The organism is Aerococcus sp. L_32, from assembly GCF_050689315.1.
The window spans coordinates 1-16149 of record NZ_JBOEQF010000037.1 but is presented as its reverse complement, the minus strand read 5'-3'; the positions used below and the strand labels follow the sequence as shown (position 1 = coordinate 16149).

The following is a 16149-nucleotide window of genomic DNA, read 5'->3' as shown; positions in this document are numbered from 1 at the left end:
GCTATCTACAGAGTCTAGAGCTGCACGGAAGATTTCCGCTAAATAAGAGGCTTCTTTAAAAGATAAACCGATAATCGCTGCACTCATTGCAGACAAGTTAGACATAGACGGGAATAATTGTGGGAGCCCAAAGTAGATGATAAATAATTGCACAACGGTTGGTACCCCGCGGAATACAGAAATATATGCGGCTGATAAATTTGAGATAATTTTATTTTTGCTACGGCGACCAAAGGCTACGATTAACCCAATCACCACAGCGAAAAACATAGAGACAAACGCTAGAACAAGCGTTGTAGGTATGTAGCTAGCAACTTCTGGTAAGATTTCTAGCATGTATGGAAAATCCATATTCATTCACTTCCTTTTTGTAAATCCTTTGCATTCTTGTTGCCTATATCAGGCACTATCCTGGTTTCCAAATATGGAGAATTATATAAGTTTTTTTTGTAAATAAACAGTGATGTGCTTTTTATTGCCCAATCGTTTTCGGGCGAATTCAACAAAACCCCACCGCTCATACATGGCAACTAACCAGGGCAACTGATCAGCAGTCCCTAGCGTAACCGCTGGGCATTTCAATTCATCACGTAAATAATCCTCTATATAATCAAATGTGATCCTAGCATAGCCATGACCCTTAAAATCCGCATGAGTTGCCAAGCGTCCGATATGAGGATAAGGTTTAGGACCCGGTTCTGGCCCCCAAGGGTAACGTAAAGATACCCCTGACACCAAATCACCGTCTTCATTGAAGAGGCCAAATGTTGGCACTGTCTCCAACCAGTGGATATTATCCGCCTGGCTTTCACTGGCCGCATCAAAAGATACCGCACTTTGGTCAATCGACCCGTAAGCCGAGTGAATCAAGCCTTGATAAGCTGGTTGGTCTGACATCTGTAACCGTCTAAACGTTAAATCCTTATTTGCCATCAACAAGACCTGCCTTAAAGGTGTGGTATGCTGCTAGGACTTGACCTACTTTCTCCTGGGCCAATCCTGTATAAGCACTCGGGTCTAACCACTGATCAATTTCTTCAGGTTGATGATTAGCAGAAATTTCAGCGTCATCTTTTAAAACGTCCCCAAAGTCAAGTCCCTCTTCAAATGACCGCATAGCTAAGCTATAAACTTTAGCGTGGGCAGTTTGCTTACCTAGTGAGTCAGATAATTCAAACATGACTTTTTCAGACATAATTAAGCCAGCTTGCCGGTTTAAGTTGGCTTGCATCCGGTCTTTTCGTACAGTTAAACCGTCTAATACATTCTTCAAGGTATTTAACTGGCCAGATAAATAGATAGCAATTTCAGGTAAAGCTACCCACTCTTGGCGCCAATGCATCGCGTCTCGTTCGTGTTCAGTCCCCATTGATTCATGCAAAAGGGCGACCGATTTCAAAACTGGCGGAGTTAATGAGGCTAAGCCTTCAAATAAAGCTGGGTTTCGTTTGTGTGGCATGGTTGAAGAACCAATTTCACCCTTACTAAAGGGTTCCTCGATTTCGCCAATATCCGTCCGCATTAAATTATAAAATTCGTTCCCGATTTTACCAGCAGTCCCGCTAATTAATGCCGCAATATTGCCAAATTCTGAAAAACGGTCACGAGCGGATTGCCAGCCGATATTAGGCGTATTTAGACCTAAAATGTCCATAGTCGCTACTTCAAGCTGGCTGCCTTTAGGACCAAATGATGCATATGTTCCAACCGCCCCGTTCATATTTCCAACAAAAATCCGATCTCTAGATTCCTTTAAACGTTCTGCGTGACGGATGAATTCATCCACCCAAACAGCCACCTTAAAGCCAAAAGTTGTTGGTAAGGCATGCATACCATGCGTACGACCAATCATAACAGTATCTTGATGGGTTTTAGCTAGTTTAGCTAACAAGTCTAAAACAATCGCCACATCACGCTCAATAATGTCATAGGCATCCCGCAATTGTAACATCATCCCTGTATCCACAATATCTTGGGTGGTAGCGCCAAAATGGACAAATTCTCCTGCCTCACCTGATTGGCGTTCTAAGGCGTTAATCGTCCCCATTAAAGAATGACGTAAACGAGCCGATTCAGCAGCAATATCTTCAATGTCGTATAGGTCGACATTCGCTGCTTCTTTGATTTTGGTGGCAGCGGCAGCTGGGATAATCCCTAATTGCCCTTCTGCTTGTGACAAGGCTGCTTCTGTGTCTAGTTGTCTTTGAATACGGGCTTTATCGTCCCATAAAGCACGCATTTCCGCCGTCCCAAAATTATTGCCGATTGTGATTAAGTCTAGTGCATGTGATCCCATGAATTGCCTCCGTTAATATGTTTTAAAAATATGTTGATTTTCGTTTGATCCAGTGTTTGAATATCCCGCTGAATGTTTTCAGCTAATAGTTTATTTTGCAGGCTGTCCGAAAGCTTATTAAATTGCATCTTGTTAGATAGGGGATTTTCCGGTGACCCAGTTGGATACCATACCTCTTCTTGGACAGATAAACCATCTTTAAAGGTGATTTTCACTGTCGAAGATAAGCCCTTGTCCGTTTCGGGGGTGATAATCCGCCTGTACTTAGCTAATTCGGCTTGAATACCCTCATCGATTGGGTCAGTCGTAAAGTCAGCTGGTTCATAATAGCCCTTTTTCAAGCCAAGATAAGTGATGTATTCTGCTGAAAACTTACCTTCAAGTCCAGTGGTTGGTGCAGTGTAAACTAAAGCCGCGTCACGTCCTGGGTTAAAGGAAATCGTCACCTGGTCAATATCTAAGAATTCATATCCTGTCGTTCGGAAAATAGTCACGGCTGCGTCAGCCGCCCTAAAGGCTGCCGAACAGAATGGGTAGGCTTTAAACCACAGGCCCGGTTTGTGAATATGTAAGTCCCCGTCCCAACAGCCACTTAAGACTTCCTGGCCAGTCGCTTGGTCAATTTCAAAAATAGCAAATAGGCCTCTGTCACCGAATAAAAAGTCTTCTGACCCTTGGACACCTTTTAAGGTCCAATCTACCGCTTCAATGGCATTTCTAGCCGCAATACCTGCTTGTAAAGGCTTGGCATCTGTTCCAAATTGGAAGCGAAATCCTGAAGCCTGGCTAGCAACGAGGGAAAAAGCGTTAGTGGCTTCACTTTCATTTAATTTCAAGTATTTGATTAAGGCCGCTGTTGCTGCAAAACCGCCGATGAATTCAGTTGCATGCCAGCCTTTTTGATAAAGGTCTGGATTGAATAAGTTCCCAAGTCGTCCACCAATTTCAACGCCGGCAATGTAGGCAGAGATGAAGTCCTGGCCGTCGTCATCTGGATGGGCAACCGCAAATAAGGCCGAAAGGATGACTGCGCTAGCATGACCTCGCATTGACGGTTGGGTGTCGTCAATGTCTAAGTAATGAGCCCGAAAGCCGTTAACAAGGGCATGATGTCTAGAAGCAAATGTAATCCTTTGCTTTTCATCCTTTGTGCCATTCGGAATGCCGTAAGTAAATGGCTGGCCATTATTTAATTGCTTTGGTATAGCTTCCCTATTCGCAAAAAAGGAGGCAGCAAGATAATCTTGAATGCCCTTTTTCGCTTCCCGGACAGCATCTTTATTTGTTGTCGGGTCTGCTTCGATCAATTGTGTAATCCATTTGATCCCAAGGTTTTCATTCATATCTGCCCCTCCTTGAGTTTTGTTAAACTATTCTTGGGTAATGTCTTCGCCGTAGTATTTCTCTGATAATTCAGCTAAAGTACCATCTTCACGTAATGTTTCCAGTTCTGCGTCAAAAGCTTCTTTCAATTCAGTACCTTCATCAGTTTGTGCGAATGGGAATACCACGCTGTCATCTGAATATGTTTCTTCTAAAGTACGGAATGGTTTGTCTTTTAATGTGATACTTGATTGGATAATCGCGTAATCTTGTACGTAGGCTTGGACTTGACCTTTTTCAAGATCTAATTCAGGTCCCTCACGGTTTTCGTAAGTACGGATTTCGATATCTAAACCATTTTCTTCAATATATTTGGTGATAATATCTACTTTATTTGAACCCGCAACCCCACCAATTGTTTGACCTTCTAAGTCTTCAATTGATTGGATATCTGAATCAGCCAATACACCTAAGGCTGTATGTGCGTATGCATATGGTGTAGAGAATTGGTAAACTTTTGCACGTTCTTCAGTTTTCGCAAAGTTATTGGCAATAGTATCTAATTTACCCGTATTCAATTGTGTTACCAAACCGTCGAACCCACCAGTTGTCCATTCAACTGTGTAACCTAAGTTTGCTGCGATTGTTTCTAATACCTCTACGTCAAACCCAGTTAACTCACCGTCTTCTTGGTAAGAGTTTGGGAAAGATTGACCTGTAGCCCCAACACGCAATACTTTATCGCCGGATGCTTCCTCCGAGCTACCATTACCGCAAGCTGCTAGCACCAACGCGATAGCTGCAAATGCGACCCATTTAAATAATTTCTTCATCTTGAACTGCCTCCTAATAAATAGTTTTGAACATAGAATTATTCTAGCACTGAATATGTATGAACACTTATACCAATAATCGATAACGAGTCATCTAAAAATCATATCAATACAATTTAAAATTGTAAGTGTTCTTCGATCAATTCTCTAGTTTTTTGCTCAGAATCATTGAAAAATATTTATTTATATCTTTTTAGCTATATTTAACTGGATAATGTCGGATATTGATATATCATTTAATCAAGACATTTACTAATAAATGATCATTTCTCTACACAAATAGAAAAAGAGGTATCCTGATAATCTAAGATACCTCTCGATGATGCTTATTCACCTATCCTTGTGTTACATCTTCGCCGTAGTATTTGTTAGATATTTCAGCTAAAGTGCCATCTTCACGCAAGTTTCCAAGTTCTGCGTCAAAGGCTTCTTTAAAAGCTGTCCCTTCTTCAGTTTTGGCAAATGGGAAGACCACATTGTCGTTTGAGAAGGTCTGGTCTAGCGTACGGAATGGTTTGTCCTTCAATTGGATGCTCGCTTGAATTATCGTATAATCCTGAGCATAGGCATCGATCTGACCTTTCTCAACATCTAACTCAGGTCCTTCACGATTTTCATAAGTACGGATTTCAATATCTAAACCGTTATCTCCTATATATTTTTTCATGATATCTACCTTATGTGACCCTGCAACTAACCCAATTGTTTTCCCTTCCAAGGCTTCAATCGCTTGGATGTCAGAATCGGCTAGCACACCTAAGGCTGTAATTTATTTGCTCAAGGGTATTGCAATTCATAATTCCATCATCTTTTTGTTATAATTAAAGTAGTAGATAGAAGGAGGTTGCCAAGATGACCAGTCATTATTCTGAAGAATTTACCAGGGATAAACCCTATTCAGTAACAGTCGCTTTTATTAGCCACTTTAACGCCCTACACCAAACCATGAAGGGATTATTAGTCAATGATGATGCTACTTTCTTCCAGTGTGTAGAAGAATTAGCCAAAACGAACCAAGTAATCAAACGTAACCATCAATTTTTAGACCAGATTCGCCAGTTACGCAACTTGTTGACCCACCACAAGACAGATATTGAAGTGAACCTGGCTTATCCTTCTGAGGAAACCAATCAACAACTCTTTGAAATCAACCATTTACTGACAAAAATTCCGTCAACCAGAAAATTTATCAAACCAGTTTTTGCCATTAATATGGGTGATAGTCTAGAAAAAGCCTTGACTGATTTACACCACCATCAAGTATCCCAATTACCCGTCTTTAATAAGGAACGCTTGGTTTCGGTTATTTCTGCAGAACTCATCACCAAGTTTATTGCGGATGAGATTACTAAAAATTCTTGGTTCTATATGGACTTCTCCAAATATCAAGTAAAGCAGATAATCAATCATAGCCAACATCAGAAAATTATCCGTAAACAAATCATTTCACCCGATACCCCAATTTTTGAATTAGATGATTTAATGGTCGACTTGATGCGCAACAACCGAAATGAAGTCTTATTGATTTCGGAAAAAGACGATGTCCGTAAACCTGAAGACATTATTGGAATTGTCACTCAACGGGATATTACCACGATTCTAAATTATTTATAAAACGAGGGTAGACAAAAAAGCTAGCGGAAATTGCCGCTAGCTTTTTTATGTGCGCCTTCAACAAGGATTTATTCAGCTTAGTGATTAAATTGCGATTGGTATAAATTGAAGTACTTACCTTCTTTTTCTAATAAACTTTGATGGCTGCCTTGTTCCAAGACATGGCCGTTTTCCATGTATAAGATTTGGTCGGCGTTTTCAATCGTTGATAAACGGTGGGCCACGATAAAGGTTGTATGGTTAACCATCATTGCATCAAAGGTTTCTTGAATCGCCTTCTCCGTCATCGTATCAATTGAAGATGTGGCCTCATCCAAGATCAACATATCTGGGTCAGTGAGCATAATTCGCGCAATACAAATTAATTGTTGTTGCCCTTTAGAAATGTTGGCCCCATTCTCACTTAATTTAAACTGATAATCTTGGTCCATCTGCATAATCATGTCATGGATCTGGGCTTTTTTAGCCACAGCAACCACTTCTTCCATGGTTGAGCCCGACTTACCGTATGCAATATTATCGAAAATGGTTCCTTCAAAAATCCAAGAATCCTGTAAAACCATCCCAAAGTTTTGTCGTAGATAGCTACGTTGCATATCTAAGGTGTTGACACCGTCAATATGAATACCCCCGGCTACTGGGTCATAAAACCGCATCAGAAGGTTGATAAGGGTTGTTTTCCCTGCCCCAGTAGGACCTACTATGGCTACCGTATCCCCAGCCTTGACATGGACGTTTAAGTCTTCAATTAAAGGTCTTTGGCTATCATAATAGAAGGTTAAGTCTTTAAAATCAACTGCACCTTCAACCCTTGCAATTTCTGCTTGATCGCGTGAAGGTGTCTCTTCCTTAGCCCCCATCAGTTCATGGACGCGCGCAGCCGCAGCTAAAGATGTTTGCATTTCATTAATAATAGAAGAAATATCATTAAATGGCTTGTTGTATTGATTGGCGTAAGTTAAGAATGAAGAGAAAATCCCCACACTCAATTGGCCAGATAATACAGTAAAAGCACCAACTACACCCACAACAGCATACACAATGGAGTTTAAAACACGAGACGTTGGGTTAATTAAAGCCCCATAAAATTGTGACCACAGACCTGACTCATGCACTTTTTGGTTAATACTTGTAAATTGTTCAATGGCGTCGTCTTCAAAGGTAAAGGCACGGACAATCATTTGTCCTTGGGCCATTTCATCCACATATCCACCAAGTTTGCCACGTAAATTGACCTGTTCAGTAAAGCGGTGGTAGGTTCTACTGGCAATAATATAAGAAACAACCACAGAAACGGGTGTCAAAATAATGACAATCAATCCGATTTTAACATCTAGAGATAACATCATCACGATAACCCCGACAATTAAAATCACTCCGGAGAATAAGTTATTGAAACTCTGTAATAAACCATTACCGACTAAATCAACATCATTAATGACACGAGAAACAAGGTCCCCTAAAGAATGGTTATCCACGTATGATAAAGGCAGTTTTTGAATCTTATTAAAGGCGTCTCTATGTAAGTCCGCAATAATATGGTAGGTTAACCGGTTAGACATCTGATTTTGTAAATACTGAGCTAGGGCTGCAATTAAAGCGAACACACCTAGCCAGATAATGGCTTGCCACAGAGCTTTAAAATCCACTTGGTCGAGGCCAACGATTTCATTCACTGCCTGTCCGATTTGAATCGGTATTAAAACTTGAAAAAGGACAGTAATTGTCGAAAATAGGAATAAGCCGATTGTAGTCCAACGGTAACGTTTAATGTAATCCATCAGCCACGAGAATGTTGTTTTATCCATCTGCTAGTCCTCCTTTTCTTCTTGCATCTGCGAAGCAACAATCGCTTGATATATGTCACTGGTTGCTATTAAGTCATCGTGACTTCCAACCCCAGCACTGCGCCCATTATTCATGACTAAAATTTGATCAGCCTGTTGTACTGAAGACACCCGCTGTGAAATCATGATTATAGTGGTATTTAATTTGCTTAATGCTTGGCGTAATTTCGATTCAGTGGCGAAGTCTAAGGCACTTGACGAATCATCTAGTATTAAAACTTGCGGCTGGCCCACTAAAGCACGGGCAATCGTTAGCCTTTGCTTTTGTCCACCTGAAAAGTTTTTACCACCTTGTCGAACGGGCATGTCTAAGCCCTGGTCGTTTTGAGCGACAAAGTCCTTGGCTTGTGCAATTTCTAAAGCTTGCCACAAGTCTTGGTCACTGATGTCCTTTTTGCCCATCAATAGATTATCTCTAAGCGTACCGGTAAATAGGCTTGCTGATTGAGGGACTAGACCGATTTTTTGACGGTAGGCATTCAGATCTAAGTTTTGAATCAAGCTATCGTTAATGATAATTTGGCCCTGGTTGACATCGTCATTACGTAACAACAAGTTAACTAAAGTCGATTTACCTGATGCCGTCCCCCCGATAATCCCAAAAAAAGAACCCGGTTTGATATCAGCTGTGATATTTTCAATGGTATGACGCTCTCCGTATCCAAAAGTTACATCATCAAATTGAATAGCCAAGGGTTCATGCCCAGGAAGTTTGTCCTGGCCACTTAAGATTTCTGGTTCAATGGCTAAAACCTCATCAATTCGATTAATCCCGGCAATCCCGCGACTAAAGACAAGTAAGATATTCACAAGTACATTTAAAGCCAAGAGAATATTATTCATATATTGAACTAAAGCAACGACATCCCCTTGCATAAACTGGCCATTATTTACCAGTCTACCTCCGAAGAACAAGATAAAAGCAATGGCTAAGTTGACTAAGAAAAGACTTGACGGGTTAGCCAGCGCTTGAAAGGCACCCATGGTTAATTGCTCGCCTCTTAAAGTCAGGTTTTGTTTTTCGAATCGGTCGACTTCATGTTTTTCGTTGGCGAAGGCACGGATGTCCCGGATGCCTGAAAAGTTTTCACGCACGATACGTGATAATTGATCCATACGACGTTGGATTTGGCCATTTTGTTTATTAGTAAAAATATTAATGTATATCAATATAACACCAATGACCAATCCACCGATGATAAATATAGGCGCCAAGGTTGGACTCACATAAAAAGCCATCACAATTGAACCGATTAATAAAACTGGCACACGAGATCCCAGACGAATCATTAAGGCAATGGCCAATTGTAAGTTTTGCGTATCATTTTCTATTCTTAGAACCACTGACGAAGCTGTAATAGTATCCAATTGCTTTCTATCCATACGGTTTAATGTTTTAAACATTTCTAGCCGCACTTCAGTCCCAATATCCTGGGCAACTTTAGAAGCCAAATATTGACAAACCAAGGCCACTAAATAACCTAGTAAAGGCAATACTGCCAACAAGATCCCTTGTCTGATGATAACTGATGGATTGTCTTGATTAATCCCCATGTTAATCAATGTAGCCATCACGATAGGCACTAATAACTCTAAAATGGCTTCGGCTACTTTAGCAATAAATGCCAAAAAGGCTTGGCCTTTGTTTTTAAGTAATATATCTTTAACCCGCATACACTCTCTCCTAGCACGATTATTTTCATTCTAAAATATCATACCATTAATTTTTAATTAGTTGGCATTATTAAGCCTCTATCAACTTTATTAAACAATTCTTTACTGGCTTATTTTTCAAAAAATACAAAAACAGGACAATCATTAGTACTGCTATACAAAAATATGTGCTATTTTCCTCATATAAAGGATTCGTTTTCTAATTTTGTAATACATGATATGATTAACCAAAAAAGCACGAAATTTACCTTTTGGCAATTTCGTGCTTTTCTTGTATTGTTGTTTTTTTAAATGATTATCTGTCCTCTTCAGCTACTGGTTTTTTCCAGAAACCTAAAACTACGGCTGAGATAATTGAACCGATAATTACCGCTAAGATTAGTAGTAATGGTTGGTTACCTAACGCCACCATAGTGATGATACCACCATGTGGTGCAGGTACATTAGTTGCCCAGAATTGTGTTAAACCACCAGCAACAGCAGCACCTAGTACACTAGAAGTAATCACACGTAATGGATCAGCAGCTGCAAATGGAATAGCACCCTCTGTAATGAATGTTAGACCCATAATGAAGTTTGTTAAACCTGATTGTTTTTCTGTTTTAGTAAATTTATTTTTGAATAAAACTGATGCCAAAGCGATTGCTAATGGTGGCACCATACCACCGGCCATAACTGCCGCCATAAATTTACCATCACCAGTATCTGTAAAGATACCGATAGAGAAGGCATAAGCTGCTTTATTGAATGGACCACCCATGTCGATTGCCATCATACCACCAAGTACGGCCCCTAGTAATACTAAGTTAGCAGTACCTAGACTTTCAAGGAAGTTCAACATACCTGTATTGATACCTGCGAAAATTGGCCCCAATACAAAGTACATAATAACACCAGTAATTAATAGCGTAAGTACAGGGTAGAATAAGATTGTTCTAGTACCTGCAAGTGATTTTGGTAATCCTTTAAGCATTTCAATGACTAAGATTGTCACGTAACCGGCAAGGAAACCACCAACTAAACCACCTAGGAATCCGGCACCAGCAGTATTTGCTAAGGCACCAGCAGAGAATCCGGCTACTAAGGCTGGTTGACCGCCGATAGATTTAGCGATATTACCAGCTAATACTGGAATTAAGAAAGCAAAGGCTGCAGAACCGATACCGTTGAAACCTAAGAATAATTCAGATTCGCTACCGGCAAATCGTTCAATTAAGAATGAAATGGCAATAATTATACCACCAGCGATAACAAATGGTAACATTGCTGAAATACCGTTCATTAGGTCTTTGTATAATGACTTGAAGTTGAAGCGACCTGAACCTGCACCGTCTTCACTTGAAGCATCATCTTCATCTTGACGATTAGTCGTGTAAACTGGAGCGTCGCCAGATAAAGCTAAATTAATCAATTCTTCAGTTTTGTTGATACCGTCAGCAACTGGACGTTCAACCACTTTTTTACCATTGAAACGACCCATAGGCACATTTTTACTTACTGCAACAATGATTCCGTCAGCTTTATCGATGTCTTCTTTAGTTAAACCATGTTTAACACCTTCAGATCCGCGTGTTTCAACTTTAATTTGTACGCCTAGTTCTTGTGCTTTTTTCTTCAAAGCATCTTCAGCCATATAAGTGTGGGCAATACCCGTTGGACAAGCAGTTACTGCAATGATATATGGTTGTTTTTCATCAACGTCAGCTGCAGAAACATCAGTAGAAGATTCCTCTTCTTTTTTTTCTGCGTCTAATTGTGCTTGTGCTAAGTTTAAAATACCTGTAATAGCTGCAGTATCTTGGGCACCTTTTAAAGCAGCAATGAAGTCTTCGTTCATTAATAACTTAGAAAGTTCAGCAAGCACTTGTAAATGCGTATCCGCAGATCCACCCTCAGCAGCGATCATAAAGAATAATTCAGCTGGTTGGCCGTCTAAAGATTCGAAGTCTAAACCGCCTGGTTTTTTAGCAAATACAACTGAAGTTTTTGTAACTGCCTCATTTTTCGCGTGAGGCATAGCGATACCATTACCTAAACCAGTACTCATAGTATCTTCACGTTTTTGGATGTCTGAACGGAAACTATCAAAGTCGCTCACTGCCCCAGTATCCACTAATTTTTGCGCCATCTCGTCTAAAATAGCGGCTTTATTATCTGCCTTTACATCAAGAATCATTAACTCTTCACGTAGAATATCCGTAATTTTCATATCTATCTCCTTCATTTACGATTGTATAGCTTATTTATGTAAAAATGATAGACCCACTGCTCCGTTTAAAGCATCAATGTCTTGCTTCTCTGCCAAGTCTTCTTTAAATGCTGTGGCACTCCCACTTTGTACCGCTAGCACAAAGGCTTGAGAAGCTGGTAAACCTTGTTGTAATCCAGCAACAAATCCGGCAATCATTGAGTCACCAGACCCAACTGTATTGATGACTTTACCTTGAGGTGCATCAGCCTTAACAATACGCTCTTTGTCAATAAATAAGGCACCGTCACCACCTAGTGATACAACGACGTTTTCTGCACCTAATTCTTGTAACTTCTTACCATATAAAACAACGTCATCTAGTGAATTGATTTCAACACCGAATAAGTCACCTAACTCATCCTGGTTTGGTTTGACTAAAAGTGGTGCCATTGGTAAGGCTTCGATTAATTCTTGGCTTGCTGTATCGAAGATGAATGGAATACCGCGTTCTTTCAATAAGCTAATTAAGCTTAAGTAGAAATCTTCCGGTAACCCTTGTGCTTTACTACCAGAAAGGACAATCAAGTCTTCTGAAGTCATCATTTGAATTTGTTGGCGCAATTGGTTAATCGCCTCTTCATCAATGACAGGGCCTGCACCGTTAATTTCTGTTTCGCTTGTTCCTTTTGTCTTCACATTGATACGTGTTGGACTAGAAATTTCGATAAATTGAGTAGATGACCCTTCTTTTTCCAACCATTCGCGTATAAAGTCCCCTGAGAAACCACCTACAAAACCTAAGGCAATATTGGGTACTTCAAATTGGTTTAGGATTCGGGATACATTAATCCCTTTCCCACCTGGTAACATCTGTTCACGTGTTGATCTATTCGTCTTCCCTGCTTGGATCTCATCAATGTACATTAAGTAATCGATTGAGGGATTTAACGTTAGTGTATAAATCAATTGTTTACCTCCTTTATTTTATATACTTGAGTAAAATCTTCTTTTGCATCTCGGTCTTTAAAAATATTTGTAACAACTTGGAATTCACAATCTAAGGTAACCGTAATTGGATAAGTTCTCTCAAACTTACTTTGGTCAATCATGACATGAACGTCTATACTTTGACTGGCTGCTTGTTCTTTCAAAAAGGCTTCCGCTTCGTCAGTTGTCGTCAGTCCATCATCTAAATCAATCCCGTTCATCCCTAAAAACACATGGTGAAAATGGTATTTCTTTAATTGCTTATGAGCGCTTTGGCCAACAATTGCTTGGGTATTCGCCCGTAAGGTGCCCCCTAATAATTGGATATTCAAGCCTTTACCAGCTGCAACAATCGCTTGATCGACACCATTCGTGACGATATTTAGTTGCATGTCTGGTGTGATGAAATCAAGCATTAGTAAGGACGTTGTACCGGCATCTAGATAAATAGTTTCGCCTTTTTCTATCAGACTCACTGCATATTGAGCAATGATTCGCTTCTCATTTGCATTATTGAGTACCTTATCACTAAATCGGGGCTCTTCTCCAATTACAGGATTAGCACCCTTCTTCAATTTGGCGCCACCATGGACGCGAATTAAGAGTCCTTCATCTTCCATACTATCTAAATCACGACGCAAGGTTGACTCGCTGGCACCAGTCATAGTGACTAAGGTCTGCAAATCGACCATATGATGCTGGTTTAGGTGATCTAAGATGATGGTTTTTCGTTCTTCTAATAACACTTTTTTGAACTCCTTTCACGTAAATATTTTGTAAAGGGAATGCAAACGCTTACTCGATACCACAACCATTATACACGCAAAAACATCCAGAATCAATCATTTTCTTTCAAATAAAAAAGAGAACATTAAAATTCATGTCCTTATTCCATATAAAGTGCTTATGATTACCCCTTTTTACGTAAATCCTTCTTCTGAATAAAATGGTGGTTGCCCCAAATGTTGGATGGCTTCATAACGATTTTGGACGATTTCATTCGCCATAGCCGGTAAATCAGTCAAGTTCACCCATTTTAAATCATCATGTTTATCGGTTTCCATAATTTGCGGTGTGCCTACAAATCGATCAGTCGTCAGATAAATATTATAGTAAGTCGTTTCATCATCTAAACGTAGGTGGGTTAAACCCACAAATGCTAAATCATCTGCCTGAATATGAATGCCCAATTCTTCATATACTTCTCGAACCATGGCTTGGCGTACCGTTTCCTGTGCTTCAACGTGCCCAGATATACAATCCCACTTATTCGCTAACATTTCCGTTTGCCCTCTGTGTTGTAATAGGACTTGCTTTTGCCCATCCAATTTCCGGGTTAAAATTAATATGCCCGCTGAAGGGTTGGTATATCGTAATTTCTTACTTGCCATTTCATCACACTTTCTGATTCTACTTTTAAATTTCTTTCTTTGAGATTTCTTTCATTGTATAAGGAATTCGTTTGCTAATTTGACTAGGTAGGACGACATAATGGTCTTCATACAGCTGGTCACCAATGTAGGAATGTAAGAAAACTGCCAGCTTAACAGCATCTGCCGTTTTGTTTAATTGACCTGCTAAACCAGCAATCATCCCCGCTAGCGTGTCCCCCATACCGCCAGTCGCCATGCCAGGATTACCCCCAGGATTTCGGTGAATGACCAGCTCATTTGGCACATAAATTTCCGTTGATGACCCTTTCAATACTAGGATAGTCCCCGTTTGGTTTACCCAATTTTGGATGCTCGCTTGGTCTTCGGCCGGGACTTTGCCTGCAGATAGCCTACGCCATTCTCCTTGATGGGGTGTCAAAATGATTTCATGTTGATTTTCTGGGGAAAGTAATTCTTGAATTGTCTTGTATTCATCTTCTGCTAAATCTGTCGCTAGTAAATTTAAAGCATCTGCGTCTAAGATAATCTTCAACGAGTGTTTAGAGGATACAATTGTGGTTTTGATTAGCTGCCATAAGTCCAGGTTATCCATCCCTAATCCAGGTCCAACCAATAGCACATCCACTTTCTCAATCATTTGCTTGACAGCTGACACATGCGTCCAATCGATGATCATAGCCTCCGGCATAACAGTATGGATAGCGGGCAAGTTAGCTGAATCAGTTGCAACCGTGGTTAAACCTGCGCCCGAATTGACTGTAGCCATGGTCGCCATTTGGGCAGCTCCACCCATGGCATGGTTCCCTGCGATAATCAGGACGTGACCAAACAGGTTCTTATAGGCGTCCTTGTCCCGAACTGGTATGAGGCTTTTAATAGCCGTTAAATTTAAATCAACCTTTGATAATGTCACAACCATCACCCCTTTCCTTTCATTCTAGCACTTGTATAAGCATATACCTAACCCTTTACACGCAAAAAGGTTGGCCATATTAGCCAACCTCTTGCTTACACCTCGTGTGTAATGTATTTGAATTATACTAAGCCTTGAGAAATCATTGCATCTGCAACTTTTTTGAAACCAGCAATGTTTGCACCGGCAATTAAGTTATCTTCTTTACCGTATGTGCTTGCAGCTTCTTTAGACTCGCTGAAGATATTTTTCATGATGTCTTGTAACATGCCGTCAACTTCTTCAAAAGTCCAGCTTTGACGTTGGCTATTTTGTGCCATTTCTAGGGCAGAAACAGCTACACCACCGGCATTGGCAGCTTTCGCTGGTCCAACGTAAACATCATTTGCTAATAATGTTTCTGTTGCTGGTGCATCTAAAGGCATGTTAGCACCTTCGGAAATGAATTTCACGCCATTTTTAACTAATTGATCAGCTTGTGGTTTTTTCACTTCATTTTGTGTAGCTGCAGGGATTGCTAAGTCAGCTGCAATTTCATGGTCCCAGACAGAACCTTCAAAGTAGCTTGCTGAGGGTTTAGCTTCTGCATATGCAGTTAAACGTTCACGGCGAACTTCTTTTACATCACGTAAAAGGGCTACGTCAATACCAGTTTCATCAATGATGAAACCTGTTGAATCTGATACTGAAATCGCTGTACCGCCAAGTTCTTGAAGTTTTTCAGCAGCATAGATAGCTACGTTACCCGCACCAGAAATAATTGCGCGTTTACCTTCAATTGTGTCATTTTTAGCTTTCAACATCTCGTTTAAGAAGTATACAGCACCGTATCCAGTAGCCTCAGTACGCGCTAATGAACCACCATATAATAATGGTTTACCAGTTAAAACGCCATTTTCAAATCCACGTAATTTTTTGTATTGGCCGAATAAGAAACCAATCTCACGCCCACCGACACCGATATCACCTGCTGGTACATCTTGATCTGGACCAATATATTTCTGTAATTCCGTCATAAAGCTTTGGCAGAATCGCATAATCTCGTTGTCTGACTTACCTTTCGGATCAAAGTCAGCC

15 protein-coding genes are annotated in these 16149 nt (G+C 40.3%); 1 reads left to right on the top strand and 14 read right to left on the bottom strand.

Annotated features, from left to right (window positions below; genetic code table 11):
• The 6 genes from ACRCJ0_RS04285 to ACRCJ0_RS04260 all read right to left on the bottom strand — a co-directional run.
• Positions 1–351 (bottom strand): ABC transporter permease subunit (locus ACRCJ0_RS04285; RefSeq protein WP_431389597.1); only part of this gene is annotated, 351 nt, incomplete at its 3' end.
• An 81-nt stretch (positions 352–432) separates the two neighbouring features.
• Positions 433–933 (bottom strand): GNAT family N-acetyltransferase, encoded by a 501-nt coding sequence (locus ACRCJ0_RS04280; protein ID WP_431389596.1) that lies wholly within the window; start codon positions 931–933, stop codon positions 433–435.
• A complete protein-coding gene (gene purB, locus ACRCJ0_RS04275) occupies positions 923–2296 on the bottom strand; it encodes an adenylosuccinate lyase (RefSeq protein WP_419971383.1) in 1374 nt (457 codons plus the stop codon). The genes ACRCJ0_RS04280 and purB overlap by 11 nt, the downstream gene beginning before the upstream one ends.
• Complete coding sequence (locus tag ACRCJ0_RS04270; protein ID WP_431389595.1) at positions 2278–3639, bottom strand: MmgE/PrpD family protein; 1362 nt, start codon at positions 3637–3639, stop codon at positions 2278–2280. The genes purB and ACRCJ0_RS04270 overlap by 19 nt, the downstream gene beginning before the upstream one ends.
• 27 nt (positions 3640–3666) lie before the next feature.
• Complete coding sequence (locus ACRCJ0_RS04265) at positions 3667–4452, bottom strand: transporter substrate-binding domain-containing protein (protein WP_419971381.1); 786 nt, start codon at positions 4450–4452, stop codon at positions 3667–3669.
• Positions 4453–4786: 334 nt separating this feature from the next.
• Positions 4787–5206 (bottom strand): ABC transporter substrate-binding protein, encoded by a 420-nt coding sequence (locus tag ACRCJ0_RS04260; protein WP_419971380.1) that lies wholly within the window; start codon positions 5204–5206, stop codon positions 4787–4789.
• Positions 5207–5304: 98 nt separating this feature from the next.
• On the opposite strand from ACRCJ0_RS04260, the gene ACRCJ0_RS04255 reads away from it, so the two are divergent.
• The gene (locus ACRCJ0_RS04255) at positions 5305–6066 is read left to right on the top strand and encodes a CBS domain-containing protein (protein ID WP_417893628.1); all 762 of its coding nucleotides are present in this window, start codon (positions 5305–5307) and stop codon (positions 6064–6066) included.
• A gap of 77 nt (positions 6067–6143) precedes the next feature.
• On the opposite strand, the gene ACRCJ0_RS04250 is transcribed toward ACRCJ0_RS04255, so the two are convergent.
• The 8 genes from ACRCJ0_RS04250 to ACRCJ0_RS04215 all read right to left on the bottom strand — a co-directional run.
• Positions 6144–7874 carry an ABC transporter ATP-binding protein gene (locus ACRCJ0_RS04250; protein ID WP_419971379.1) on the bottom strand — a complete coding sequence of 577 codons (1731 nt, stop codon included), beginning with the start codon at positions 7872–7874 and terminating at the stop codon, positions 6144–6146.
• A gap of 3 nt (positions 7875–7877) precedes the next feature.
• On the bottom strand, positions 7878–9587 hold the full coding sequence (locus ACRCJ0_RS04245; RefSeq protein WP_431389594.1) for an ABC transporter ATP-binding protein: 1710 nt from the start codon (positions 9585–9587) through the stop codon (positions 7878–7880).
• Positions 9588–9882: 295 nt separating this feature from the next.
• Positions 9883–11796 carry a PTS fructose transporter subunit IIABC gene (locus ACRCJ0_RS04240; RefSeq protein ID WP_417893625.1) on the bottom strand — a complete coding sequence of 638 codons (1914 nt, stop codon included), beginning with the start codon at positions 11794–11796 and terminating at the stop codon, positions 9883–9885.
• A gap of 30 nt (positions 11797–11826) precedes the next feature.
• Positions 11827–12744, bottom strand: coding sequence for a 1-phosphofructokinase (pfkB, locus tag ACRCJ0_RS04235; protein ID WP_417893624.1), 918 nt, complete (start codon positions 12742–12744; stop codon positions 11827–11829).
• Positions 12741–13511, bottom strand: coding sequence for a DeoR/GlpR family DNA-binding transcription regulator (locus tag ACRCJ0_RS04230; RefSeq protein ID WP_417893623.1), 771 nt, complete (start codon positions 13509–13511; stop codon positions 12741–12743). Before ACRCJ0_RS04230 ends, pfkB begins: the two co-directional genes overlap by 4 nt.
• 174 nt (positions 13512–13685) lie before the next feature.
• On the bottom strand, positions 13686–14156 hold the full coding sequence (locus ACRCJ0_RS04225; protein ID WP_417893622.1) for an NUDIX hydrolase: 471 nt from the start codon (positions 14154–14156) through the stop codon (positions 13686–13688).
• 25 nt (positions 14157–14181) lie between these two features.
• Positions 14182–15078, bottom strand: a complete 897-nt coding sequence (locus tag ACRCJ0_RS04220) for an NAD(P)H-hydrate dehydratase (RefSeq protein ID WP_417893621.1) — start codon at positions 15076–15078, stop codon at positions 14182–14184.
• Between the two features lie 116 nt (positions 15079–15194).
• A partial coding sequence (locus tag ACRCJ0_RS04215; RefSeq protein ID WP_431389593.1) for a Glu/Leu/Phe/Val dehydrogenase dimerization domain-containing protein occupies positions 15195–16149 on the bottom strand: 955 nt, incomplete at its 5' end.